19 protein-coding genes and 2 other annotated features are annotated in these 25286 nt (G+C 37.2%); of the genes, 15 read left to right on the top strand and 4 right to left on the bottom strand.

Annotated features, from left to right (window positions below; translation table 11 throughout):
- The first annotated feature begins 13 nt into the window (after positions 1–13).
- Together LY60_RS15145 and LY60_RS15150 are read left to right on the top strand one after the other, a co-directional pair.
- Positions 14–1642, top strand: coding sequence for a putative manganese-dependent inorganic diphosphatase (locus LY60_RS15145; protein ID WP_145085785.1), 1629 nt, complete (start codon positions 14–16; stop codon positions 1640–1642).
- Positions 1643–1943: 301 nt separating this feature from the next.
- Positions 1944–2501 (top strand): DUF3793 family protein, encoded by a 558-nt coding sequence (locus tag LY60_RS15150; protein ID WP_145085788.1) that lies wholly within the window; start codon positions 1944–1946, stop codon positions 2499–2501.
- Between the two features lie 65 nt (positions 2502–2566).
- Here LY60_RS15150 and ilvA read toward each other — a convergent pair whose 3' ends face one another.
- Entirely contained in the window at positions 2567–3802 is a 1236-nt protein-coding gene (gene ilvA / locus LY60_RS15155) for a threonine ammonia-lyase (protein WP_246145518.1), read from the bottom strand.
- Between the two features lie 43 nt (positions 3803–3845).
- Positions 3846–4064 (bottom strand) — a binding site (T-box leader).
- Positions 4065–4194: 130 nt separating this feature from the next.
- Positions 4195–4443, top strand: a binding site (T-box leader).
- Between the two features lie 213 nt (positions 4444–4656).
- Here ilvA and LY60_RS15160 point away from each other — a divergent pair.
- From LY60_RS15160 to ilvB, 3 genes are all read left to right on the top strand, one after another.
- Positions 4657–4896, top strand: coding sequence for an ACT domain-containing protein (locus LY60_RS15160; RefSeq protein ID WP_145085791.1), 240 nt, complete (start codon positions 4657–4659; stop codon positions 4894–4896).
- Between the two features lie 86 nt (positions 4897–4982).
- Complete coding sequence (gene ilvC, locus LY60_RS15165) at positions 4983–5993, top strand: ketol-acid reductoisomerase (RefSeq protein WP_019227334.1); 1011 nt, start codon at positions 4983–4985, stop codon at positions 5991–5993.
- A gap of 25 nt (positions 5994–6018) precedes the next feature.
- Positions 6019–7671 carry a biosynthetic-type acetolactate synthase large subunit gene (gene ilvB, locus LY60_RS15170; protein WP_145085794.1) on the top strand — a complete coding sequence of 551 codons (1653 nt, stop codon included), beginning with the start codon at positions 6019–6021 and terminating at the stop codon, positions 7669–7671.
- 269 nt (positions 7672–7940) lie between these two features.
- Here ilvB and LY60_RS15175 read toward each other — a convergent pair whose 3' ends face one another.
- Entirely contained in the window at positions 7941–8492 is a 552-nt protein-coding gene (locus LY60_RS15175) for a putative ABC transporter permease (RefSeq protein ID WP_170226266.1), read from the bottom strand.
- 108 nt (positions 8493–8600) lie between these two features.
- Positions 8601–10130 (bottom strand): putative polysaccharide biosynthesis protein, encoded by a 1530-nt coding sequence (locus tag LY60_RS15180; protein ID WP_145085800.1) that lies wholly within the window; start codon positions 10128–10130, stop codon positions 8601–8603.
- 185 nt (positions 10131–10315) lie between these two features.
- Between LY60_RS15180 and LY60_RS15185 the strand changes: the two genes are divergently transcribed.
- From LY60_RS15185 to LY60_RS15195, 3 genes are all read left to right on the top strand, one after another.
- Complete coding sequence (locus LY60_RS15185; protein ID WP_145085803.1) at positions 10316–10864, top strand: helix-turn-helix domain-containing protein; 549 nt, start codon at positions 10316–10318, stop codon at positions 10862–10864.
- 83 nt (positions 10865–10947) lie between these two features.
- Positions 10948–13317 (top strand): glycyl radical protein, encoded by a 2370-nt coding sequence (locus LY60_RS15190; RefSeq protein ID WP_145085806.1) that lies wholly within the window; start codon positions 10948–10950, stop codon positions 13315–13317.
- Positions 13318–13335: 18 nt separating this feature from the next.
- On the top strand, positions 13336–14232 hold the full coding sequence (locus tag LY60_RS15195; RefSeq protein WP_145085809.1) for a glycyl-radical enzyme activating protein: 897 nt from the start codon (positions 13336–13338) through the stop codon (positions 14230–14232).
- Positions 14233–14255: 23 nt separating this feature from the next.
- Here LY60_RS15195 and LY60_RS15200 read toward each other — a convergent pair whose 3' ends face one another.
- Complete coding sequence (locus tag LY60_RS15200; protein WP_145085812.1) at positions 14256–15380, bottom strand: aldo/keto reductase; 1125 nt, start codon at positions 15378–15380, stop codon at positions 14256–14258.
- Between the two features lie 235 nt (positions 15381–15615).
- Here LY60_RS15200 and LY60_RS15205 point away from each other — a divergent pair, with 235 nt between their 5' ends.
- The 7 genes from LY60_RS15205 (at position 15616) to LY60_RS15235 (ending at position 25283) form a co-directional block, all read left to right on the top strand.
- On the top strand, positions 15616–15879 hold the full coding sequence (locus tag LY60_RS15205; RefSeq protein ID WP_019227326.1) for a metal-sensing transcriptional repressor: 264 nt from the start codon (positions 15616–15618) through the stop codon (positions 15877–15879).
- Between the two features lie 10 nt (positions 15880–15889).
- Positions 15890–18490 (top strand): heavy metal translocating P-type ATPase, encoded by a 2601-nt coding sequence (locus LY60_RS15210; protein WP_145085815.1) that lies wholly within the window; start codon positions 15890–15892, stop codon positions 18488–18490.
- A 144-nt stretch (positions 18491–18634) separates the two neighbouring features.
- Positions 18635–19708: a DUF3810 domain-containing protein gene (locus LY60_RS15215; protein WP_145085818.1), complete on the top strand. Its 1074-nt coding sequence runs from the start codon at positions 18635–18637 to the stop codon at positions 19706–19708.
- 65 nt (positions 19709–19773) lie between these two features.
- Positions 19774–20082, top strand: coding sequence for a DUF1540 domain-containing protein (locus tag LY60_RS15220; protein ID WP_145085821.1), 309 nt, complete (start codon positions 19774–19776; stop codon positions 20080–20082).
- Positions 20083–20253: 171 nt separating this feature from the next.
- The gene (locus LY60_RS15225) at positions 20254–22479 is read left to right on the top strand and encodes a beta-propeller domain-containing protein (RefSeq protein WP_145085824.1); all 2226 of its coding nucleotides are present in this window, start codon (positions 20254–20256) and stop codon (positions 22477–22479) included.
- 238 nt (positions 22480–22717) lie between these two features.
- Positions 22718–24079 carry an FMN-binding protein gene (locus LY60_RS15230; RefSeq protein ID WP_145085827.1) on the top strand — a complete coding sequence of 454 codons (1362 nt, stop codon included), beginning with the start codon at positions 22718–22720 and terminating at the stop codon, positions 24077–24079.
- Positions 24080–24176: 97 nt separating this feature from the next.
- Positions 24177–25283: an FAD:protein FMN transferase gene (locus LY60_RS15235; RefSeq protein ID WP_145085830.1), complete on the top strand. Its 1107-nt coding sequence runs from the start codon at positions 24177–24179 to the stop codon at positions 25281–25283.
- The last annotated feature ends 3 nt before the right edge of the window (positions 25284–25286 follow it).

Raw genomic sequence — 25286 nt, forward strand, 5'->3', positions numbered from 1 at the left:
CAAAGGAGAAAACATGAAACAAAATTTAATTTTTGGACACAAGACACCTGATACAGACAGCGTGTGCGCAGCAATCGCACTGTCTTCACTTAAAAACAGCCTGAATGAACCATCAAAGCCCTATGTCCTGGGAATGATCAACAAGGAAACAGAGTTTGTGCTGAAACATTTCCATGTTGAAGTTCCGGAATTATTAAATAATGTAAAAATACAGATAAAGGATTTGGATTATGAAAGGATAAGGCCTTTCATGAAATATCAGTCTGTTCATTTTGCATATTTTTACATGAATGAAAACAAATTAAGAACTCTTCCAATTGTAGATGATGATGGAAATCTTTCCGGAATTATAACAATGAAGGACATTGCCATGAGCCTTATAAACACTGATCAAAAGCATCTTTGCACTCTGTATGACAACATTATTGAAACTTTGCTTGGAAAAAACATTTTGAAGTTTGACAGAGTGATAGATGGTGAAGTAGTTGTTGCGTCCTTTGAAGAAAAAACATTGAGAAGAAATGATATAATCGATAGAAATTCAATTGTTATTGTAGGAGATCGCTATGATGTCATAGCGTATTCAATTGAAATAGGCGTGAAACTGATAATTGTTACAGGAGACCTGGAAATTCCAGATGACTTGATCCAAATGGCAACTACAAACAAAGTCAACATTATAAGCACAGCATATCAAACATATTACACAGCTAAAAACATAATGCTCTCCAAATATGTGGAAGATATTATGAAGAGCCATGACATAATGATGTTTTGCGATGAAGATGATCTAAATGACTGCAAGGAAGACATTGAACAATCAAGGCATTCAAAGTTTCCGATAATTTCAAGGGATAAAAAGTATCTTGGCCTTTTGAGCAGAAACCATCTCATTAACCCTCAAAGGAAACGGGTTATTTTAGTTGATCACAATGAAATGAACCAGAGCGCCGAGGGAATTGAAGAAGCAGAAATACTGGAGGTTATTGACCACCATAAAATCGGTGACATAAGGACATCAATTCCAATCAGTTTCAGGAACAATCCTGTGGGCAGTTCAAACACCATAATATTTTACATGTATAGAGAAAATAATATTGAAATCCCCAAGGAAGTGGCAGGCCTCATGCTGTCGGGAATAATATCCGACACGTTGCTGTTCAAGTCTCCCACAACTACAAATAGAGACCGTATTGCTGTTGACGAACTGTTGAAGATTGTTGATATTGATTTGCATGAATATGCAATGGAAATGTTCAAGGCAGGAACATCCCTTGAAGGAAAAACAATGGAAGAAATCATATACCAGGATTTCAAGAAGTTTAACCTTGAATACAAGAACGTGGGGATTTCACAGGTGTTCACACTGGACATAAATCAGATTATGAACAAGAAGGATGAATTCATAAAACTCATTGATGAAATAACATTTGACAAGGATTACTTCCTTATAATCATGGCCGTTACAGACATTGTCAATGAAGGATCCTACATGTTTTACACATCCAGCAAGGAACGTCTCGTGAAAGGAATTTTTGATGAAGAAGAAACATTTCAGGGGATGTATGTCGACAAGTGCGTTTCAAGGAAAAAACAGATAGTGCCGAAAATAATCAACGCATTGAGGCTCATAAGGCAATAAATTATACGAGTTGATTAATACTAACGAATGGGAATCTGGAATATCAACAACGGGCGGACACAGATCCGCCCCTACATATTGAGAAATTCCAGTTTGTAGGGGAGAGCTACTGCTCTCCCCTGTATGCTATAAAATAAAATTGATTTTTAATAACAGTTTGCTTAACTGTTTTTTTATTACAATTAGAGCAGAATATACTAATATAAATGTAATGTGCCATAGAATAATACTTATTGATTTACATACTTTATAGTCACAGGGTTAGCAATAATTAACCAAGAAATGCTATAAAGGAGAAATTATGGAACTTGAACATATATTGGCATATCACTGTGCTCCTACATTTGCAGGTATAAAGGCTGCAAATTTGCTGTCTCTTGAAAAATTTCTGATTCCGGAAATAAAATTATCCTTTGAATTTTACAACCAGAATCTCAATTTGAGAGGAATTTACTTTGAAATGCTTTGTGAATGCAACGAAAGAATACTTGTCATTGTATACAGGAAAGACACTCTGTGGAGTGAGCTGTCAAGTCCTCCCAACAAAGCATTTTTAGAAACACAGGGTTATTGTGACTGGAGTTCCTTGGATTCTCTTTTTAAAAGATTAAGAGAAAGAATTTCAGACACAGATGAATTTCCTCACGAAATAGGACTGTTTTTAAGTTATCCTTTAGAGGATGTACTTGGATTTATATTCTTCAAAGGTAAAAATTATAAGTGCAGCGGTTACTGGAAAGTTTATGGTAACGAAAATATTACAAAGAAGAAGTTCCGGGAATTTACCATGAGCAGGATAATTTTTTGCAGGAAAATTGATGAAGGAAAGTCTATTGTTCAGATTCTTGAATCAGCATAAATGGATAAAAATAAATTAATTAAATAAATAATCCGGATGACAGCATTCTGAACATCCGGATTATTTTAATATATTCTTTTAATGTGCAGTCCGTTCTCCTGCAGCATTTCCATTATCTGTGCGATGTGTTTGTTTCCGTTTGTTTCAACTGTCACTTCAAGCTGCACGTTCATGAACCTGTCTGTTGCTTTGAATTGGTTGTGGTCAAGCTTTATGACGTTAGCTCCTGCATTTGCCAGCACTTCTGATACTTTTAAAAGCTGCCCCGGGATGTCGGGAAGCTCTACTGTGAAACAGAATATTCTTCCTCTTGACACAAGACCTTTGTTCAGCAGCGATGAAATTGTAAGAACGTCTATGTTTCCTCCGCTTACAATGCACGCCACATTTTTATTTTTAAAGTTAAGTTTCTTAAGGGCTGCCAGCGGAAGTATTCCGGAAGTTTCGGCTATGAGTTTGTGTTTTTCAACCAGAAGCAAAAGTGCCTCCATCATGTCTTCTTCAGTCACTTCAATTATTCCGTCCACATATTTGTTCACAATGCCGAACGTAAGGTCCCCGGGTCTTTTAACAGCCACTCCTTCTGCAGTTGTTTTGCAGCGGTCCAGAGTTGAAACATGTCCCTTTTCAAGGGATTTTTTCATTGTGAGTGCTCCTGTTGGTTCAACACCTGTTATGCGTATGGAAGGTTTAAGGCTTTTGGCTATGAGAGCAACACCGCTAATGAGTCCTCCGCCTCCCACAGGAACAAGTATTTCGTCAATGTTGTGAAGTTCTTCTATGATTTCAAGTCCTATTGTACCTTGTCCGCATATTACATCGTAATCATCAAAGGCATGAATGAACGTGTACCCTTTTTCCTTGGACAAACGCCTTGCTTCTTCATAGGACTCATCATATACATTGCCGTGGATTATTACATCTGATCCGTAGGATTTTGTACCTTCAACTTTTATGAGAGGTGTGACCTTCGGCATAACTATTGTTGCATGAATTCCAGCCTTCTGGGCAGATAAGGCAACTCCCTGGGCGTGGTTTCCTGCAGATGAAGTTACAACGCCTTTTGATTTTTCTTCAGCAGTAAGATTGGCAATTTTATTGTAAGCTCCTCTAACCTTGAATGATCCTGTTACCTGCAGATTTTCAGGCTTGATGTACACATTGTTGTTATATTCCCTGCTGAAAAAATCACTGTATACTAAATCAGTTTTTTTCAATACTCCATCCAGGTTCCTTGCAGCTTTTCTGATATTTTCTTCATGGTTTAAATTCATCATTTCCTGTATTTCTTTTTCCTTCATATAATCACTCCTTGTTTTAAGTATAAAAAAAGCGGGTTCTCTCCAAAAGGACGAGATAACCCGCGGTACCACCTTAATTGTGTAAACACCTCTCATATGTTCAATCAAACATTGGCATTATAACGGTGCCGGACGCTTTATCCTACTGTGATTTCAGAAAAGTTCTCAGGAGTGATATGTGTATATTTATACTGCCGTCTTTCACCACCCGCCGGCTCTCTTTAAATAATGTGTATACACCTGTCTCCATCAATGAAACTATAAAATTGTAATTGATTGTAATATTCAATCATAGCTTTGTCAAGAATAATTTTAAAATTTTATTTTAAGAAAAAAATAAAAAAAGTGTTGACATTGTTTTATGCACTGTATATAATACAAAATAAGTTAAGACAAAGGCATTGACGGAGACAAAAATATCCTGATATAACTGCAGAGAGCCGGTGTATGGTGAAAACCGGTGTTATATGATATAATGATCACTCCTGAGCTTCTGAGTCGAAGAAAAGTAGACGAAGACGTATTTCTGCGTTATAAGAATAGAGTTCAAAAAACAAAACATCAGTTTTTTCGACTTGAATGAGGCGATATTTTTTTATCGTAAAATAGGGTGGTACCGCGAAAGACCTTTCGTCCCTATATACAGCTATATGTATATAGAGACGAGAGGTTTTTTTTTATGACCTAACCCCATATGCACGAGCGACAGCGAAGGGCAGATGGTTGGTAGGTCAAACGCAACGAATTCCCAATTTATGCGACCGGAGGGAGCAAATAAATTGGTGAATGAGACTGCGAATCCTGGAATCCTCCTAACCTTCGCATCAAGTTGAAACCAAAATCAGGAGGCTAATATGTGCAGAACAATAAGTTTTAAAGTATCAAGCGGAATGGATTCCGCTGTAAGAGTGCTGACAACATTAAGAAGAAAGCAGTTTGATGTTAAGGGTTTCAGCATGGAAACTATAGACGCAAACAATTCAGAATTCAGAATAATGCTGGAAGATGAAAAGAAGCAGGGTTTTGACAGAGCAATGCTTCATATGAAAAAATTTGTCGATGTGTATGATGTTTGTGAGTATACAAACAACTAGTTCCAAGGGAAGTAATAACTGTTGAAAGCTGGCCATACAGGCATTTGCTATTATAAAATTATTGAAAATTTATGGAGGACAAAGAAATGGGTACAATGTATTACGACAAGGACGCGGATTTAAAAGTATTGGAAGGAAAGACAGTAGCCATCATAGGTTACGGAAGCCAGGGACATGCACATGCCCTGAATCTTAAGGAAAGCGGAGTAAATGTAGTTGTAGGTCTTCAGGAAGGAAGCCGTTCAAGAGCAAAGGCAGAATCTCACGGACTGAGAGTGCTTACAGTTGCTGAAGCCTCAAAAGAAGCAGATGTGATCATGGTTCTTGCTCCTGACACAGCTCAAAAACAAATTTATGAAGAAAGCATAGCTCCAAATCTTGAAGAAGGAAATGCTCTGGCATTTGCTCACGGGTTTAACATTCACTTCCATCAGATAATTCCGCCTAAAAATATAGATGTTTTCATGGTAGCACCAAAGGGTCCAGGACATCTTGTAAGAAGAACTTACCAGGAAGGAAAAGGCGTTCCGGACGTATATGCTGTATATCAGGATTATACAGGAAGATGTAAGGACATAACTCTTGCATACGCTAAAGGAATTGGCGGAACAAGAGCCGGCGTAATTGAAACAACATTCAAGGAAGAAACTGAAACAGACTTGTTCGGTGAGCAGGCAGTTCTTTGCGGAGGAGTTACAGAGCTTATGAAGGCAGGCTTTGACACTCTTACAGCAGCAGGATACCAGCCGGAAATTGCATATTTCGAATGTCTCCATGAAATGAAGCTCATAGTTGACCTTATTTATGAAGGCGGATTCGAAAACATGAGATATTCCATAAGCGATACAGCAGAATACGGCGACTATATAACACAAAGAAAAATCATCACAGATGATACAAGAAAAGCAATGAAGCAGGTTCTTTCAGACATTCAGGACGGTACATTTGCATACGACTGGATAGCTGAAAACAAGGCAGGCAAGCCAAGATTCCTGGCTATGAAAGCAAATAATCTTGAACATCCAATAATTACAACAGGCAAGAAATTAAGATCAATGATGTCCTGGATAGGCAAAAGCGCAGAAGGACAGGAATAAAATAACGCAGTTTCAAGGAGGAAATATGAAAAATTCAGGCTCACAAATAATTTTAAAAGTCCTAAAGGAGAAGGGCATAGATACATTGTTTGGATATCCTGGCGGTGCTGTAATACCTTTCTTTGATGCTCTTTATGATGAGCTTGATTATTTCAAGGTGTACAGACCGGCTCATGAACAAAACGGCGTACATGCAGCAGACGGTTATGCAAGAAGCACGGGAAAACTGGGAGTATTTATTGCAACTTCCGGTCCCGGTGCCACAAATGCCATTACAGGAATAGCCAATGCATATATGGACTCAATTCCGCTTTTAGTAATCAGCGGTCAGGTTGCCAATCCTCTCATAGGAAAAGATTCTTTTCAGGAAGTTGATATTACCGGACTAACCATGTCTGTTACAAAACACAGCTACCTTGTGAGAAAAGTTGAAAATCTTGAAGATGTCATAAGGGAAGCTGTGGAGGTTGCTACTGAAGGAAGACCCGGACCTGTGCTCGTTGATGTTCCCAAGGACGTATTCATGCACATGTGCGAATACAAGGGAAGCTCTCCTGAGAAAAAACATGAAGCTGATCTGCCGGACGATAAAATGCTTTTGGAAGCTGTAAAGCTAATCAACAGCGCAGAAAAGCCCATAATTTATGCAGGCGGAGGTGTGAGAATATCAAAAAATGATCATCTTTTGCTCGCCCTTGCAGAAAAAACAGACATACCGGTTTGCAACAGCTTCATGGGTCTTGGTACAATTCCAAGAAGCAACAAATTATCACTTGGATTTGTGGGAATGCACGGTTCTCTTGAAACAAACATGGCAGTTACAAACTGTGATTTGCTCATAGCCATAGGAGCCAGGTTCAGCGACCGTGTAATAGGAAGCCCCGACAAATTTGCTCCTAGGGCAAAAATCATTCACATAGATGTGGATTCTACAGAGGTTGACAAAAATACCTATGAAAGCATTCCATTAATAGGCGAAATGAAATCAATTCTTGAAAAATTGCTCCAACATTCAGAAAAAAAAGACAGGAGCAAGTGGCTGGAAGAAATCACATCCATCAGAAAAAAGAATGATATAGAAGGGCAGTTTGTTCCTGAAAATATACTGAACGAAATCAACAAAGTATACAATAAAAACACAATAGTTGCCACTGAAGTAGGACAGCATCAGATGTGGACCGGACAATACTGGCAGTTCAACAAGTCAAATGAGTTTATAACATCAGGAGGGCTTGGAACAATGGGCTTCGGACTGGGAGCAGCAATCGGTGCTCAGGTTGGAAATCCAAACAAAAGAACTGTTTTAATAACAGGAGACGGCAGTTTCAGAATGAATTGTCAGGAACTTGTTACTGTGGCAAAATACAAGCTTCCGATTAAAATTGTGATGTTTAACAACAATACTCTTGGAATGGTAAGACAGTGGCAGAGAATGTTCAGCAATGCAAGATATTCCGAAACAGACAACTATGATGAAGTCAATTACCAGGTCCTTGCATCTGCTTACGGAATAAAATCCTTCAAGGCAGAAACATTACAGGAACTTAAAAATATAATTTCAGAAACATACAACTTAAATGAACCATTGTTCATAGAATGCAAAATAAATCATGACTGCAGCGTGTACCCAATAGTTCCTCCGGGAAGACCTATTGATGAACTGTTGCTGAATGGCTAAATGAAATAGCACAAATAAGGATGCCGCAAGGCATCCTTTTACTATTGAAAAACCTTATTTTTCACAAATTGTAGGGGCGGATCTTGTGTCCGCCCGCTTTGTTGATTCAATAACATCTTATATTCGGGAGAACAGTGGTTCTCCCCTATAACCCGTGATTTCAAATTCATGGTAAGATATCAATTCATCGATGCGTAGGGGCTGACCTTGTGTCCGCCCAAGTCATTAATTCAATATCTTCCGGAGGACAGTAGCCGTTACCTACATTATTATAATTTCAATGTATCCATGTGGTAAAGCTTACGCATATTGTATGAACCGTCAACAATGAGTGCGGACAAAATGAAGTATACTGCTGAAGTCCTTATGGGATATGCAATGGAGTATACAGCCACTTCCATTAAAGGATGTAATATATTAGCAAGTATTAATGCAACAATACCCCATGCAAGGGAAAAGTCCAGGCAGATGTATGAATGAAGGTTGAATGGAAGATCGCTGTAGTCCCACATTTTGTGGTGAAAAACCCTGTCGAGCGTTCTTCCGGTAACATATTCCATAAATGTGACGGCTGCAATGCTTCCAATTGTTGCTGTTATCAATGCAGTCAGCCTTCCGTCAATCATAACTTCGCTGAGTGTGAATATTTGAATAATAGTAAGTGCGGATACACCATATAAAGGGCAAAAAAGACCTGTGAGGAATCCTCTGCTTATAACAACCCTTTTTTCTACTATACTTCTGAATGTGGTTTCAAGAACGAAACCCAGGAAACCATATATGAGGAAAAAAAACAATAAATTGATTATATCATACTGCACATTATCTCTCCTTTGTTGTTTTATAAGTGTATTTTTTGGAGTAATGAGATAAATATGCTTTGGATTTATTGGCAATATGTTGAACTTCATCTAGTTTTAAACTATTGTTTACATTGACTTTTTTAAATCCTTAAGTGACGAAATATGAATGCTTTTGAATACTATAAGGCCCATGAGGTACAAAAGAAGAAGTATGGCTATTGCTGACACCAGAGAAAATATGTTGTTGTGTGAGTTTTGAACAAACATTTTAAACAATACTCTGGAAGAAAAACCTGAAATGAAGGCTGCAGCTAAGGGCTTAAAAATCCAGTTTGAAATATCAAAAACAATACATGACACTTTAAGAAGTTTAGCAAGGTAAAGAAAAGTGTTTAATATTGTTGTAAGGAACAATGCAAACAAATATGCATCAAAACCATAAACAGGAACCAAAAAATATATTATGGAAATTTTCAAAACAGATTCAACAATGTTTATTTTAAATGAGCTCACTTGTTCATCCAATGCGTTAAGCATGGATGATATAACCATGTTAAGATACATGAAAGGACATACAAATGATATCAGTTTGAGCAGCAGCCCTACTTGAGTATCATTGTATACAGCCATGGCTATTTCTGTAGGAAAAGCTACAAATACGCTTACAACCAATATGCCTGAAATTGCTGTGAAATGAAGAACCTTTGACAGTGTTGATGACACTTTTTTTTCATTTGACAGAGCATTGTCTCCTGCCACTGATGGTATGAGTATGGAGGAAAGAGACGTTAAAAATGATGAAGGAAAAAACAAAAGAGGAAGAACCATACCCTTTATCATTCCGTACAGACTCATGGCAGCTTCTGTAGAAATGCCATACAAGAGAAGCCTTGCAGGTATCATTGCATTTTCAACGGTTCTTAAGATGGAATTCAAGTATGATGTTCCGGACAGAGGTACCGAAATTTTCAGGATTTTAAAAATCATGTTGTCTGCCTTTTTGAATGTTTTTCCGGAGTAAGGCTTCTTGTCAAATATGTAGAAAAACCATGTGATGATTAGAGAAAACAATTCTTCCACAGTCATGCCTATGGAAACGGCAGCACAGCCGTACTCGATGCCTCTTGGAAGGAAAAGATCCATAATGGAAAAGATGACAGCAATGCGTACAAGCTGTTCAACCACTTGCACTATGGAAGGCTTAACAACTTTTCCAAGTGCGAAAAAATATCCTTTATAGCAGGAAGACACAGCAATGAACGGAAGGCTTGGAGCCAGGTACAATAAAGCCAGCACGGTTCTTTGATCATTTAAAAACTCAGCACCTATGTCGTTTGCAAAATAATAAAGAAGAAATGCAGATGCAATTCCTGTAATAAGCGAAAGAAAAATTGACTGGCTGAGAACTTTTTTTGCATTAGAGTATCTTCCAAGGGACAATTCTTCTGATATGAGCCGTGACACAGCTACTCTGATTCCCGATGTTGCAAGAGTTACCATAAGAAAATAAACAGATAAAATAAGCTGATACAGACCTATTCCTACAGCTCCAAGCACATTGGCAAGGTAAATGCGAAATGCCATGCCGACAATTCTCACAATGGTAGTAGCAGCTGTGAGGACCAGTGTACCTATAATTAATTTTTCATTTTTCATAAAATACCCCTAATTTTGTATTCATATAATAATATGCCTGTAAAAGCAATTAAGAATTAAGAGTTAAGAATTAAGAATTGAAGACATATAAACAATATAACGCATGTTGTGCAATTTAGTGTACTTTTTATTGCAATTAATTTTGAAATATTATATAATGTAGAAAAAAACAGGAAGGTTTAAAATTGAACGATCCATTGATAAATATAAGCAATACACTTAAGAAAACAAGATTTGAAAAGGGTTTGACACTGGATGAAACTTCAAATCTGACAGGAGTAAGCAAGGCAATGCTGGGACAGATAGAGAGGGCAGAGTCAACGCCTACAATATCTACATTGTGGAAAATCTCAACAGGGCTTAAAATATCTTTTTCTGAATTGTTAAGCACAAGCAATGAAAACAATGAGACTATAAACATAAATGAAATTGAACCTGTTTATGAATCAGAAGATAAAATGATTTTGTACAATGTATTTCCCTTTGATCCTATTACAGGATTTGAATATTTTTATATAAAACTGCTTCCCGGAGCACATCATGTGTCACAGCCCCACAAGTCATCAACCGTTGAATATGTTGTGGTAACTGAAGGAAAATTAGACATTACCGTTGACGACAAAACTCATGTTCTTGAATCGCCTGCTGCATTTAATTTCAGAGCAGACAAAATACACACATACAGCAATCCATACGGCAAGGAAGTTGTTTTTCAAAATATAGTCAAGTATTAACAGCCAGAATTTTATTCTGGTTTAATTTTAACCATATAGTGCGCTATAACGCACAACAAATGCTATCACATTATGGAGGTTTTATGTTAACAAAAAGAATTGAAGATGCAAGACAAAATTACATCAATTCCAAGACTGCAATTTCATATGAAAGAGCAAGAATCTGGACAGAATCTCACAAAAAAACAGAAGGAGAATCAATTCCCATAAGAAGGGCAAAGGCCTTCAAAGATACATGCCAGCAGCTGGATGTGGAAATATTTGACGGCGAAATTATTGTAGGTGCTGTGGGAGAATTCAGGAAGTGCGGAATTTTGACGCCGGAATTTTCATGGACATGGGTTGACAGAGAAATGGACAACTTTGACAAAAGGGTACAGGACCCATATGTAATGACAGATGAACAAAGAGAATATGTCAGGAAAAATATTTTTCCTTACTGGAAGGGAAAATCACTGGAAGAATCATTTTTGTCAAGGCTTCCGGAAGATACTGCAAAAGTTGCAGTAGACACTGGAATTGTTGACAATGATTCCAAGTGGAGGCAGGCAGTGGGGGAAATCACTCCTGATTACCAGGATGTTCTTTTTAAAAAGGGATTCGGAGGAATCATAACAGAGGCTAAGAAACACATGGAAAAATTAAATGAAGTTTCTGCCGAAAACCTGAAGAAAAAAGAATTTTATCAGTCAGTAATTTTAACATCTGAAGGAATCATTTCACTTGCAAAAAGATATTCGCAAAAGGCTTCAGAATTGGCAGACAGCGAAACAAATGAAGACAGAAAAAATGAACTGAAGAAAGTTGCCGAAGTATGCTCCAAGGTTCCTGAAAATCCACCTTCAACATTTCATGAAGCAATACAGTTTGTATGGTTCACACAGCTGGGCGGAATTTTGTCGGAAAATCCTCTTGCCCTTAATGTAGGAAGGTTTGACCAGTTCATGTATCCATATTATAAATCTGATATTGAAAATAACATCATGAATAAGGAACAGATTCAAGAGCTCATTGAAGCACTGTGGTTAAAACTTTCAGAGTGGGTGTGGACCATTTCTGCAAATACTGCAGAGTTTTTTGCAGGATACAACCAGTTTCAAAATCTTACAATCGGCGGAAAGACCAGAGACGGAAAGGATGCCGTAAATGAGCTGTCATACATGGCTCTTGAAGCTACAGAAAATGTAAAGACACATCAGCCTGGCTTAAGCGTGAGGATACATCAGGACTGTCCAAGAGAATTTCTGGATGCAGTAACTCACCTTGTTAGCAAGGGCACGGGATTTCCTGCCATACACAGCGACCAGGCAGGTTATCAGATGCTCATAAATGCCGGCTATGAGCCTGAAGATGCCAGGGATTGGAACAACTGCGGCTGTGTGGTTCCTCATTTCAGAAAAACAGGAGAGTGGACATCGGCTGTTAATATAAATATTACAGCTGCTTTGGAATTTGCTCTCAATAAGGGCTGCAGCAGAATAACCGGTGAAAAAATGGGTGTTGATGAAAAAGAACCAAAGACATTTACAAGTTATGAAGAAATTGAAGAGGCTTTTTACAGGCAATTTGACAATTTAATTAAACATTCGGTAATTTCAACGCTGGTTGCACAAAATCTTCATAAAGAAATGGTGCCAAGGCCCTTCTTGTCATCCTGCATAGAAAATTGTATAGATGAAGGGGTGGACTTGGTTGATGCAGGTGCAAAGTACAATTTAGGCCCTGTACTTACAGGCATAGGACTGGCTGTTACGGCAAATTCTCTGGCTGCAATTAAAAAGCTAGTATATGAAGAAAAATGCACGGACATTGAAACACTAATTAATGCAATTGATGCAGACTGGGAAGGATATGAAGAGCTGAGACAAAAAGCATTGAGTGTTTCAAAGTATGGCAACAATATAAATTATGTTGATGATATTGCTGTAAATATAGCAAACCATTATTACAAGGAAAGCCACAGGTACAAGGACATTAACGGAAACAATTTCAATACTGCATTTATGGGAATATCAAATTACCTGCCTGCAGGAAAGGTAGTAGGGGCAACCCCCTGTGGAAGAAAATCACGTGAGCCTCTTTCTGAAGGAGTATCTCCTTTTGCAGGATCAGATACATCAACTCCATTGGCGGCAATGCGTTCTGCAGCAAGATTGAATCAGGATGTTCATTCAGGAGGAACTCTTCTCAATTTAAGACTAAGCGAAGATCTTGTGAAGACAAAGAGAGGACAAAGCAATCTGGGCAGCATGATACAGGCATTTTTTGCGCTCGGTGCATTTCATGTTCAGTTCAATACTGTTTCCACTGAAACGCTTTTAGATGCACAAAAACATCCTGAAAATTACAAGGACCTGCTTGTTCGTGTTGCAGGCTACAGCACTCAATTTGTAAATTTGTCAAGAAGTATGCAGGATGCAATCATTGCAAGAAATGCTCATGACAAATTTTAATTAATGGTTGTAGAATGTATGAACGGATATTTTATGGAACCTCAAAATTTTTCTGTCAATGACGGAGATGGTATAAGGACTGTTATATTTTTTGCCGGATGTCCATTGAATTGCAAATGGTGCGCTAATCCTGAAAGTACACTGGATTTTAAGCGAGTTTCATTCAACAAGGAAACATGTATTTCCTGCGGCAAATGTGCACAGTTGTGCCCAGGTGGAGTTATGATTGATTTAAACAGTCCGGGACAAAGAAAAAAGTGTATTTCTTGTGGCATATGTGTGGAAAGTTGCCCTACAAACAGCAAGAAAAGACTTGTCAGAATGTATTCAGACAGAGAAATACTTGAAATAATAAAAAGTCAGGAGATTTTTTACAGGTATTCCAATGGAGGCGTTACATTTTCAGGTGGCGAGGCAACCCTACAACAGCATATGTTAAGAATTTTAGTGAACAGCCTTTATGATAAGGCTGTTCATATGGCCATTGAAACATCAGGTTATTTTTATTTTGATGAAGTAAAGGATATTTTAGCAAGACTGGATTTGATATTTGTTGATATAAAGCACATGGATGAAAAGAAACATGAATTATACACAGGAAAAAGCAATAAAAAGATACTGGAAAACATTAAAAAAATGAGCGAACTGGATGTTCCCATTGTTGTGAGAATACCTGTAATAGAGGGTGTAAATTCTGATGATAAAAACATTAAAGAAACAGCTGTGTTTGTTAAGGAAAATATCAAAAACCCAAAAATAGAGCTTCTGCCATATCATAATTTTGCAGAAGAAAAGTATGAATGTTTAGGGCTTGATAAAATGTCTCATAATTTTATAAGACCGTCAAACGAGCTTTTATCTCATTTAAAAATGATTATAAAAAATGAAGGCGCAGAAACAGTCAGCTATATTTAGCTGGCTGCTTCTGCACCTTATATTTATTTTAACTTTAGCATTTCTTCGTGAATTTTTTCAAGTTCTTCAGGTATGTTGATTTGCTGAGGACACTTGGTCATGCATTCACCGCATTTCTGACACTTGTCGGCTCTTGCTTCTTCAGAGGTGAACAGGAAGTAGCTTCTTGCAGCTATGTCTTTGTTTTCAGATTTTTTGTAATCGTTATAAATTTCAAAAATCCCAGGTATGTCAACGCCAAATGAGCAGTCCATGCAGTAACGGCATCCTGTGCAGGGAACCGGCTTGATTTTTCTCAGTTCCTCAACAACTTTGTCAATAACGTTATATTCTTCATCATTTAATGTTTTTAAGTCTGTGAATGTGTTCATGTTGTCTTCAAGCTGTTCCATGTTTGACATTCCGCTTAGGATTATAGCTACATTTGGTAATGATGCAACCCATCTCAATGCCCATGAAGCTGCAGATTTTTCAGAATTGTAGGATTTAATATGTTTCATGGCCGAAGGTGCAAAGGAAGCCAGAAAACCTCCTCTTACAGGTTCCATTACAAAGCACGGTATGTTGTGTTTTTCAAGTATTTCATATGCTCCTTTTGCATCATATTCAGTCCAGTCCCAATAGTTTATCTGAAGCTGGACGAAGTCCCATTTGTGAGAAGATACAAACTTTTCTAAAATATCATTGCTGTCATGGTATGAAAAACCAATATTTTTAATTTTGCCTTCATCCTTCTTTTTCTTGATGAAATTGTAAAGATTGAATTTTTCCACGGTCTCTATAGTATTTTTGTTCAATGAATGAAGAAGATAAAAATCAAAATATTCCGTATTGCATTTTTCAAGCTGCTCATTGAAAAGCTCTTCTGCATCTTTTTCTTCCTTGATTTTCCATACAGGCAGTTTGTTTGTCAGGTAGTAGTTTTCTCTTTTAAACTCCTTAAGAACCTTTCCAAGAAACTCCTGAGATTCTCCGCTGTGATAATTGTAAGCTGTGTCAAAATAATTTAAGCCATTGTCCATAGCATGACGAATAAGCTCTCTTGCCTGGTTAAAGTCAATTTTACCGTCTTTTACAGGAAAACGCATGCAGCCGAATCCCAGTTTTGGGAAATTCACATCAAGACTTTCTATAAATTTTCTGTCCATAATAAACCTGCTTTCATTAATATTTTGAAGTAAATACAGTATACTAACAATTATAACAGCAATTCCAAGATATTGGAAGATAATACAAGATGTTTTTAATCATATCTTCATAAAATTTCTATAATTTTGATGTAAAATTTTAACATAAAAAATATTTAAAAAACATATTGACAAAAATGCAAGACAGAGTTACTATAAAGACACCCCCCGGGTAGGGGGTGTGCAGGAGGTAGATATGAAAGCTGATAAGGTAAAAATAAACCGTTTATTAAAAACAGCGGCAGGTCAAATGGATGGAATAATGAAAATGGTTGAAGAAGATAGATACTGTATAGATATTTCAAATCAGATACTTGCTGTTCAATCAATTTTAAGAAAGGCAAACAACGAAATACTTAAGTCCCATATGGAAATGTGTGTTAAGCAGGCATTTATGGAAGGTAATGAAGAAGAAAAAATAGACGAAATTATTTCACTTTTAAATAAAGTATCAAAGTAAAGGAGATAAAATGAAATCACAAAAATTTAATGTGACCGGCATGACATGTTCAGCATGTTCTGCAAGGATTGAAAAAAATATAAACAAGACTGAAGGAATCAAAGAAGTAAATGTAAACTTGTTAAGCAACAGCATGACAGTCAAGTATGACGAAAGTGTATTAAAGGAAAATGACATTATAAAGGTTGTTGTTGATACAGGATATGGAGCAAATGTTGCAGACACAAAAAAATCTGCTGCAAAATCTGATGACAAAAAAACAGATGCTCAGGCTGAATTTAAGGATATGAAAAAGAGGCTTGCAATTTCATTTGCATTTTCAATACCGCTTCTTTACCTGGCCATGGGGCACATGTTTGAATGGCCGCTGCCTAGCATATTTCATGGTGATAAAAATGCAATGACTTTTGCTTTTACTCAGTTTCTCCTGGCTCTACCTGTAATGATAACTAACAAGAAGTATTATACAGTGGGCTTTAAGACATTGTTCAAAGGATCTCCAAACATGGATTCACTCATTGCCATAGGTACGACAGCTGCCATTGGATACGGTGTCTTTGCCATATATAAAATAGGCTATGGACTGGGACACATGGACATGGAAATGGTAATGAAATATTCCATGGACTTATATTTTGAATCAGCTGCCATAATACTTGCACTTATTACTCTTGGTAAATTCCTTGAGGCTAGGGCAAAGGGAAGAACATCAGATGCCATTAAAAAACTCATGGATTTGTCTCCTAAGACTGCCCTTGTTGAAAGAAACGGAATTGAAGAAGAAATACCGGTTGAGGAAGTTGTTAAGGGTGATATTATAGTAGTTAAACCTGGACAGTCAGTTCCTGTTGATGGAATAATCACATTTGGAAACTCATCTCTTGATGAATCCATGCTCACAGGAGAAAGCATTCCTGTGGAGAAAAAAGCAGGAGACAAGGTTATAGGAGCAAGCATAAACAAATCCGGATATTTTAAGTTTGAGGCGCAAAATGTGGGTGATGATACAACATTGTCTCAAATCATAAGGCTTGTTGAGGAAGCAAGTTCTTCCAAGGCTCCCATATCAAAGCTTGCAGATAAAATAAGCAGCATATTTGTTCCGGTTGTAATTACCATAGCAGTATTAGCTACAATTGTGTGGCTGGTTCTTGGAGCAACATTTGAATTTGCATTGTCCATAGGAATTGCTGTGCTGGTAATTTCCTGCCCATGTGCACTTGGTTTAGCAACACCGACGGCAATAATGGTCGGAACAGGCAAGGGAGCTGAAAACGGAATTCTTATAAAGTCTGCAGAAGCACTGGAAATTGCTCATCAGATACAGACAGTGGTAATGGATAAGACAGGAACTATAACTGAAGGTAAGCCAAGAGTCACAGACATGGTAACAAACGGCATAAGTGAGACAGAAATGCTTAAAATAGCAGCATCAGCTGAAAAAGGATCAGAACATCCTCTTGCAGATGCAATAGTTGAAGAAGCAAAAAACAGAAACCTTGAGCTTTACCAGGTTAAGAATTTCCAGGCGCTTCCCGGACAGGGACTTGAAGCCGAAATAAACGGAAAAAATTATTACCTGGGCAATTTAAGACTTTTAAATGAGCAGAAAATCAATATAAACGGCTTTGGTGAAAAAAGTGAGAAACTTGCAGAAGAAGGAAAAACACCTCTTTATTTTGCCGATGAAAAGAATGTTCTTGGAATAATTGCTGTTGCTGACGTTGTTAAGAAAACAAGCAAAAAAGCAATTCAAGAATTTGAAGCAATGGGAATCGAAGTTGTAATGCTCACGGGAGACAACAAAAAAACAGCTGAAGCCATAAGAAAACAGCTGGGAATATCAAGAGCAATAGCGGAAGTTCTTCCTCAGGACAAGGAAAGAGAAATAAGAAAAATTCAGGAACAGGGAAGAAAAGTTGCAATGATTGGAGACGGCATAAACGATGCTCCTGCTCTTGCAAGAGCTGATGTTGGAATTGCCATAGGTGCTGGAACCGACGTTGCCATAGAATCTGCCGACATAGTATTAATAAGAAGTGATTTATTGGATGCTGTTACAGCAGTGCAGCTGAGCAAGGCAACAATCAAGAATATTAAGCAAAATTTGTTCTGGGCGTTTATTTACAATGTAATTGGAATACCGCTGGCTGCAGGAGTGTTCTATGTAATCTTGAATTGGAAGCTAAACCCTATGTTTGCTGCAGGAGCCATGAGCTTAAGTTCAGTGTCTGTTGTGTCAAATGCCTTGAGGCTTAAGTTCTTTAAACCGGTACGAATTGTGGAATCTCTTGAAGGAACAAAAGAAATAAATGAAACAAATGAAACAAAAAATCAAAAGGGTGACTCAGTCATTAATAAAGACTTTACAAATAAATCAAACAATAATGGAGGAAATAAAATGAACAAGATTTTAACAGTTGAAGGAATGAGCTGCGGACACTGCAAGGCAGCAGTTGAAAAGGCGCTTAAGAATGTTGATGGAGTTGACAATGCGGTTGTGGATTTAAACAGCAAGACAGCAGAAGTAACTTTGTCAAAGGAAGTTAGCACAGAAGATCTGACAAATGCGGTTACTGAAGCAGGATATGAAGTTATAGAAGTAAAATAATTCAAAGGGCAGCTATGCTGCCTTTTTATTTTGTCGTCACTACAATAAAATTTTACCTTATTTTAAAACGCAACAACAAATATTAATACATAAAAAATAAATTTATGATATAATGTATGTAAAACAGTATAAGAAAGGATCAATATGAATTTAAAAAGAATTTCATTTATATTTCTGATTCCTGTTTCTCTTTTTCTCACCTTGTATGCAAGATATTACATGAGTTTTGCAGAATATTATGCTGTTGAAATATATCCTGTATTTGCGGAAACAATAAGTTTTGTTTCGTCAAAGACATCTGAATCCGCAGCTGAAATAATAATTCTTTTTGTGGTTGTCCTGCTCATCATTTATACGTTATCAATGATTGTAAACTCAGTAAAATACAAAACGGCTGATTTTTTCAAGCAATATGCTGTAAATATATTGTCTTTTGCATCAGTTATTTATTTTTTATTTGTGCTTTTCTGTGGAATCAATTATTCAAGATATGAATTCACATTTTACAGCGGACTTGAAATAAAGGAATCATCAAAGGAAGAGCTCATTGCTTTGTGTGAAATATTAATTCATGATGCCAACAGCCTCCGCTCGAATCTTACAACAGGTGAAAACAACACTGCAGAGCTTTTCGACCGGAATTATTACGGCACTGCCCAAAGAGCAAGAGATTCTTTTGACAATATTGCAAAAGAGTATAGTGTCCTTAAGGGAAATTATCCTGCACCAAAGCCTGTGAAAATGTCCCGGGCAATGTCCCACATGAATATAACTGGGGTGTTTTTTCCATTCACATTCGAAGCCAACGTCAATGTTGATATTCCTCCATATCAGATTCCTGCAACCATGCTTCACGAACTGGTGCATTTGAGAGGATTCATGAGAGAAGATGAGGCCAATTTCATTGCTTATCTCTCAAGCATAAATTCAGGTTTTGAAGATTTTGCATACAGCGGGACAATGCTTGCCCTTACTTACAGCATGAATTCTCTGTATGCAGAAGATCCGGAATCTTATGCAAGTCTCAGGGAAACATATTCTCAAGATGTAAAAAATGACATGATTTTCTCATGGAATTACTGGAAAAATTTTGACACAAAGGTTGCTAAAATTTCAAACAACATAAATGATGCATATCTTAAGGCAAACAACCAGGACGACGGTGTCAAAAGTTATGGCAGGATGGTTGATTTGCTTCTGGCATATTACAGAAATTAAGGAAATTAGGCATAATAATCCTTCAGCGGGTCAAACTAAGAAAAATCAATTGAAAGGGGATTATTATGGCACAAATAAATTGCACGGTTACAAACTGTTACTTCAACAATAGACAGGGATGTACGGCGCCTTCCATTGAAGTTGACGGAAAAAAAGCCGAAAAAAGCCGCCTTACTAGCTGCAATACTTTTATTGAGCAAAAACCAGGAATAAGAAGTTCAGTAAGTGAGCCCAAAAGCGACACAGAAATCAAATGCGAGGCAGTGAAATGTATTTATAACAAATCAGAACACTGCAATGCTTCAGACATTCTTGTTAACGGCAGGAATGCATCGGTTCCTGAAGAAACATGCTGCAGCACTTTCAGAGATTAAAAGAAATAGGATGCAATGCATCCTCAGATTGATGATTGTCAATAGTCTGAGGATGCCATGCATTCTTTTTTTGTATTTTTGTTTAATATATTAATAATGATGGTATATAATTTAGGAACAAAACAATTCTCAAAACGTCTAATATATTATAAATAATTAAGGAGGTGCATTATGAATACAATTAAATTAATGAAGAAAATTTTCATATTGTCAGTTGTCTTTATATTTTGCTTTACAATTGCAGCTTTTGCGGAGGACAGCGTGACGGTGTATGTTGACAATGAAAAAGTAGATTTTGATGTGAATCCTTTTATTGAAGGAGGAAGAACCCTTGTACCATTAAGAGGAGTTTTTGAAAAACTTGGAGCCAGAGTTGACTGGAACAAGTCTATTCAGGAAGTTGTCATAAAAGATGACAACAATGAAATACAAATGCTCCTCAATAAGAACAAGGTTATGGTAAATGGTGAAATTAAGGATATTGATGTATCCACAATGATGATAAACAGCAGGACATTTGCTCCACTCAGGTTCATAAGTGAAAATCTTGGACATGATGTAAGATGGGACGGCAGTACAAATTCAGTATATATAACTAAAAATACGTCTGTTCCGGAAAACAAAAATATTTTAAAGACTGTGGGATCCAAGGAAAATCTCATTGCCCTTCTTGAATACAACTCAAAGCTTTACGGCTATTTGTGGACTGACAGATTTGTTGCAGCAGAAGATTCCAATGTAACAGACAAGGAAGAAGCAGTTCAGCAAGTGCCTCAGGAAGCAGGAGCTTCTCAGGACCATTCAGATACAAACGTGCAGGTTGAGGGAGTACAGGAAGGTGACATAATTAAAAATGATGGAAAATACATCTACATAAAAACAGGCGAAAAACTCAAGATAATTGATTCAAACCCCTTAAACCCTAAGATTGTATCAACTGTAAATGTTCCGGAAAACACAAGCATAAGTGAAATTTACATTTCAGGAAACAAGCTTGTAGTCATAGGACAAAACAATTTTTATTATATAATGAAGGAATACGAAAAATCGGCTGTTCCGGCTGAAGACAAGACTGTTGACTACATCATGCCGCCACGTTACTACGATGACAGAACAAATGTGCTTGTATATGACATTTCAAATGTTGAAAAGCCTGTTCTTCAAAGGGAGCTGCTGCTTGACGGCAACTACCTGTCAGGAAGAGAAATAAACGGGTATTTGTACATGGTTACAACAAGGTATTTAAACATTTACTATGACAGACAGGATGTGTCTCTTCCTTATTATACTAATGTGCTTAAAAATGAAAAACATGAATTTACATATGATGATATAAAATATTTTCCAAACTATATAGATTCAAGATACATGTACACTGCAGGAATTAACCTTAATGATTCATCTGTTGAACCTGATGTTGATGTGTACCTTGGAGGTTCGGACACAATTTATGTTTCCGAGGGCAGCCTTTATGCAGCTGTTGCTGATTATTCATATGATTACAACATAAAGCAGACAGAGCTTTACAGCCCAGGGTATTCAACAAGTACAGTTGTTTACAAATATGAGCTTGAAAAAGGAAATATAAAGGTTGCAACTCAGGGTGAGGTACCGGGAACAATAATAAACCAATTTTCCATGGATGAGCATGAAGGTATGCTAAGAATTGCCACCACCACCGGAGAAGTGTGGAATGAAACATCAAAAAACAACATGTACATTCTTGATGAGAATTTGAAATTAAAAGGAAAGCTTGAAGGTCTTGCTCCAGGGGAAAGAATTTACAGCACCCGTTTTGCAGGAGACAGAGTTTACATGGTTACATTCAGGCAAGTAGACCCTCTTTATGTAATTGATGCATCTGATCCTTCAAATCCAAGGGCTGCAGGAATGCTGAAAATTCCGGGCTACAGCACATACCTTCACATTGTTGATGAAAAACACATACTTGGGTTTGGATATGATACGAAGGTGAGCGAATGGGGTGGAATTGTAAATGGTGGATTCAAAATGTCCTTGTTTGATGTTTCCGACATAAAAAATCCAAAGGAAACATTCACAGAGGTTATTGGAGAACAAGGAACATACTCGGAACTTCTGTACAACCACAAGGCACTGATGTTCTCCCTGAATAAAGGTATAATGGCTTTTCCGATCAACAGCACTGCAGAAAACTACAAGACTGATTTCAACGGAGCATATGTGTACAACGTGAGCCTTGACAACATAAGTTATAAAACAAAAATATCACATATGGACAGTGATAATTATCTCTATGGCTATGAAGTAAAAAGAATAATATACATCGGCGATTTCATTTACACATTCTCTGAAAATGAAATGCAGATTCACAGCATCACCACAAACAAAAAAATCAATGAGTTAAATATTTATTAAACTAATAGAAAATATATATCAGACATGTATATGCATGTCTGATATTTTATTAAAAAAGTTCGACAAATTTCGCATAAATACTGATATAATCCCAAGTTATGAACAATGAAAACATTTTTGTAATTTTTAGCAAAATATTTTAAAATTCTCAAAATGTTACAAAAATATTGTCAACTTGTAAACAATGTGTTATAATTACTGAGTGATTTAACATAATTTATCATATTTGGAGGGTATCATGAAAAAAGGATTATCTTTAGTATTGGTGTTATTGATGGTAACATCTCTATTTGGATGTGCAACAAAGACAGAAGCTCCTGCAGCTGAAACTTTAACTGGAACAGGTGAAGGATTTGGCGGAGAAGTTACTGTTACTGTAACAAAAGAAGGTGACAAAATCACCAGCGTTGTAGCAGTTGGAGAAAAAGAAACTGCCGGAATCGGTTCAAACGCGATTGACCAACTTCCTGCAAAAATAGTTGAAGCTAATTCAACTGAAGTAGATGTAATAGCAGGCGCTACTTATACAAGTAAAGCAATAATATATGCAGTTAACAATGCTCTTGATCCAGCAGCATTCCCATATCCTGCAGTTGAGGAAAAACCAGCTGAAACTCCAGCACCAGCACCAGTTGGAGAAGCAGGACCTATTGTCAAATTTGGTTTAGGACAAAATATTGAAATAGGTAAATCAAAAGATGCAACAGCTGAACAAACAGCAGTTGGCCAGGCAGATGTTACAATAGCAGCAGTTGGATTTGACGCAGAAGGCAAAGTTGCCAGCGTTACAATAGATGTTGCTCAGACAAAAATAGCATTTGACAAAGATCTGAAAGTTACTTCTGACAGAGCAGCTGAAGTTAAATCAAAGAAAGATTTAGGACCGGACTATGGAATGGTTAAAGCATCAAGCATAGGCAAAGAATGGTTTGAACAAATCGAAGCTTTTGAAAACTGGATGATTGGCAAGACAATGGATGAAATCACTGGATTAAAAGTAAAAGCAAGAGATGAATCACATCCTGCAGTTCCAGATGTTCCTGAATTGACTTCATCAGTTACAATCTCTGTTGATGCTTACCTTGCAGCAGTTGAAGAAGCTTGGACAAACGCACAGGATGTAGCAGGCGCTGAAAAAGTAGGACTTGGAGTTGAAACTCATATAGGAAGTTCTAAAGATAAAGCAGCTGATGTTCTTCCATTAGCACAGGCTGATACATACATGTCTGCAACAGCTTTGACAGCAGATGGAAAAGTTGCCGGAACAATAATTGATAACGCACAAGTTAAAATAAAATTTGACGAAAAAGGTGTTGTAACTTCTGACAGAGCAGCAGAATATAAGACTAAGAAAGAACTCGGAGCAGAATACGGAATGGTTAAGGCTTCAGCTATTGGCAAAGAATGGTTCGAGCAAATGGAAGCATTTGAAGACTGGATGACTGGAAAATCTATTGAAGAAATCACTGGATTGACAGTTAAACAAAGAGATGATAACCACAAAGCAGTTCCAGATGTACCTGAATTGACTTCATCAGTAACAATCACTGTTGAAGGTTACCAGGCAGTTGTTAAAGAAGCAGCAGCAAACGCAAGATAATAAATGAGATTAGGGGGCTTGTAAAAGCCCCTTTTTAATTATATAAAATAATTGATATTATTTAAAATATTTGATATTATAAGCTAGGGTGATAAATATGAAAAAAATAATTCCTATATTGATGACAGGAATTTTAATTTTTGCTTTTTTTACAGGCTGCCAAAAACAGCAAGAGCCTGAAAAGGAGCAAGTTTATGATAAATTCAGCTATACTTTTTTAGATACCTTTGATACGGTTACGCAGGTTGTGGGTTATGCTAAGACAGAAGAAGAATTCAACGGATATGCTGAAAAAATTCATGAAAGAATGCTTGAGCTGCACCAGTTATATGACAAGTACAACACTTATGAAGGAAAGAACAACATAAAGACCATTAACGACAATGCAGGTATACAGCCTGTGAAAGTCGATAAGGAAATAATTGACTTAATCCTCATGACAAAAGAAATGTATGAAAATGTAGGAAAGAAAACAAATGTGGCTTTGGGCTCTGTTTTGAAAATTTGGTCTGAATACAGAGATGAGGCTGAAGCAAATCCTGCTGAAGCTAAAATTCCTCCTATGGACATTTTGCTTGAAGCAAATGGACACACTGACATCAACAAGGTAATAGTTGATGAGAAAAATTCAACTGTGTATCTTGAGGATCCTCTCATGAGCCTGGATGTAGGAGCCGTTGCAAAGGGATATGCAACAGAAATTGTTGTTAAGGAAATTATCCAGGAAGGTTTCACATCAGGCATCATAAGTGCAGGAGGAAACATACGAGCTTTTGGTAAACCTATGGACGGCATTAGAGACAAGTGGGGAGTTGGAATTCAAAATCCTGACGGTGTTCTTGGCACATCGGATGAAAGCATATTGGAAACAGTGTTTCTGACAGATGCATCTGTTGTAACCAGCGGTGATTATCAGAGATTTTACATGGTTGGAGATACAAGAGTTCATCACTTGATAGATCCTGTTACTTTGATGCCTGGGGATTATTTCAGAGCTGTATCAATTGTAACTGAAAATTCAGGCAAAGCTGATTTCCTTTCTACTACTGTATTCCTGATGCCTTATGAAGAAGGCAGAGCACTTGTTGAGTCCCTTGATGGAGTGGAGGCTCTGTGGGTATTTAAGGATGGATCAATACAAACAACGGAAGGCATGGATAAAATAATGAAGAGCAAGGGTGCCTCCGGAGCAATTGCTAAGTAATAG

This window comes from Sedimentibacter saalensis (assembly GCF_007830175.1).
In the GTDB taxonomy this organism is placed as follows: Bacteria; Bacillota; Clostridia; order Tissierellales; family Sedimentibacteraceae; genus Sedimentibacter; species Sedimentibacter saalensis.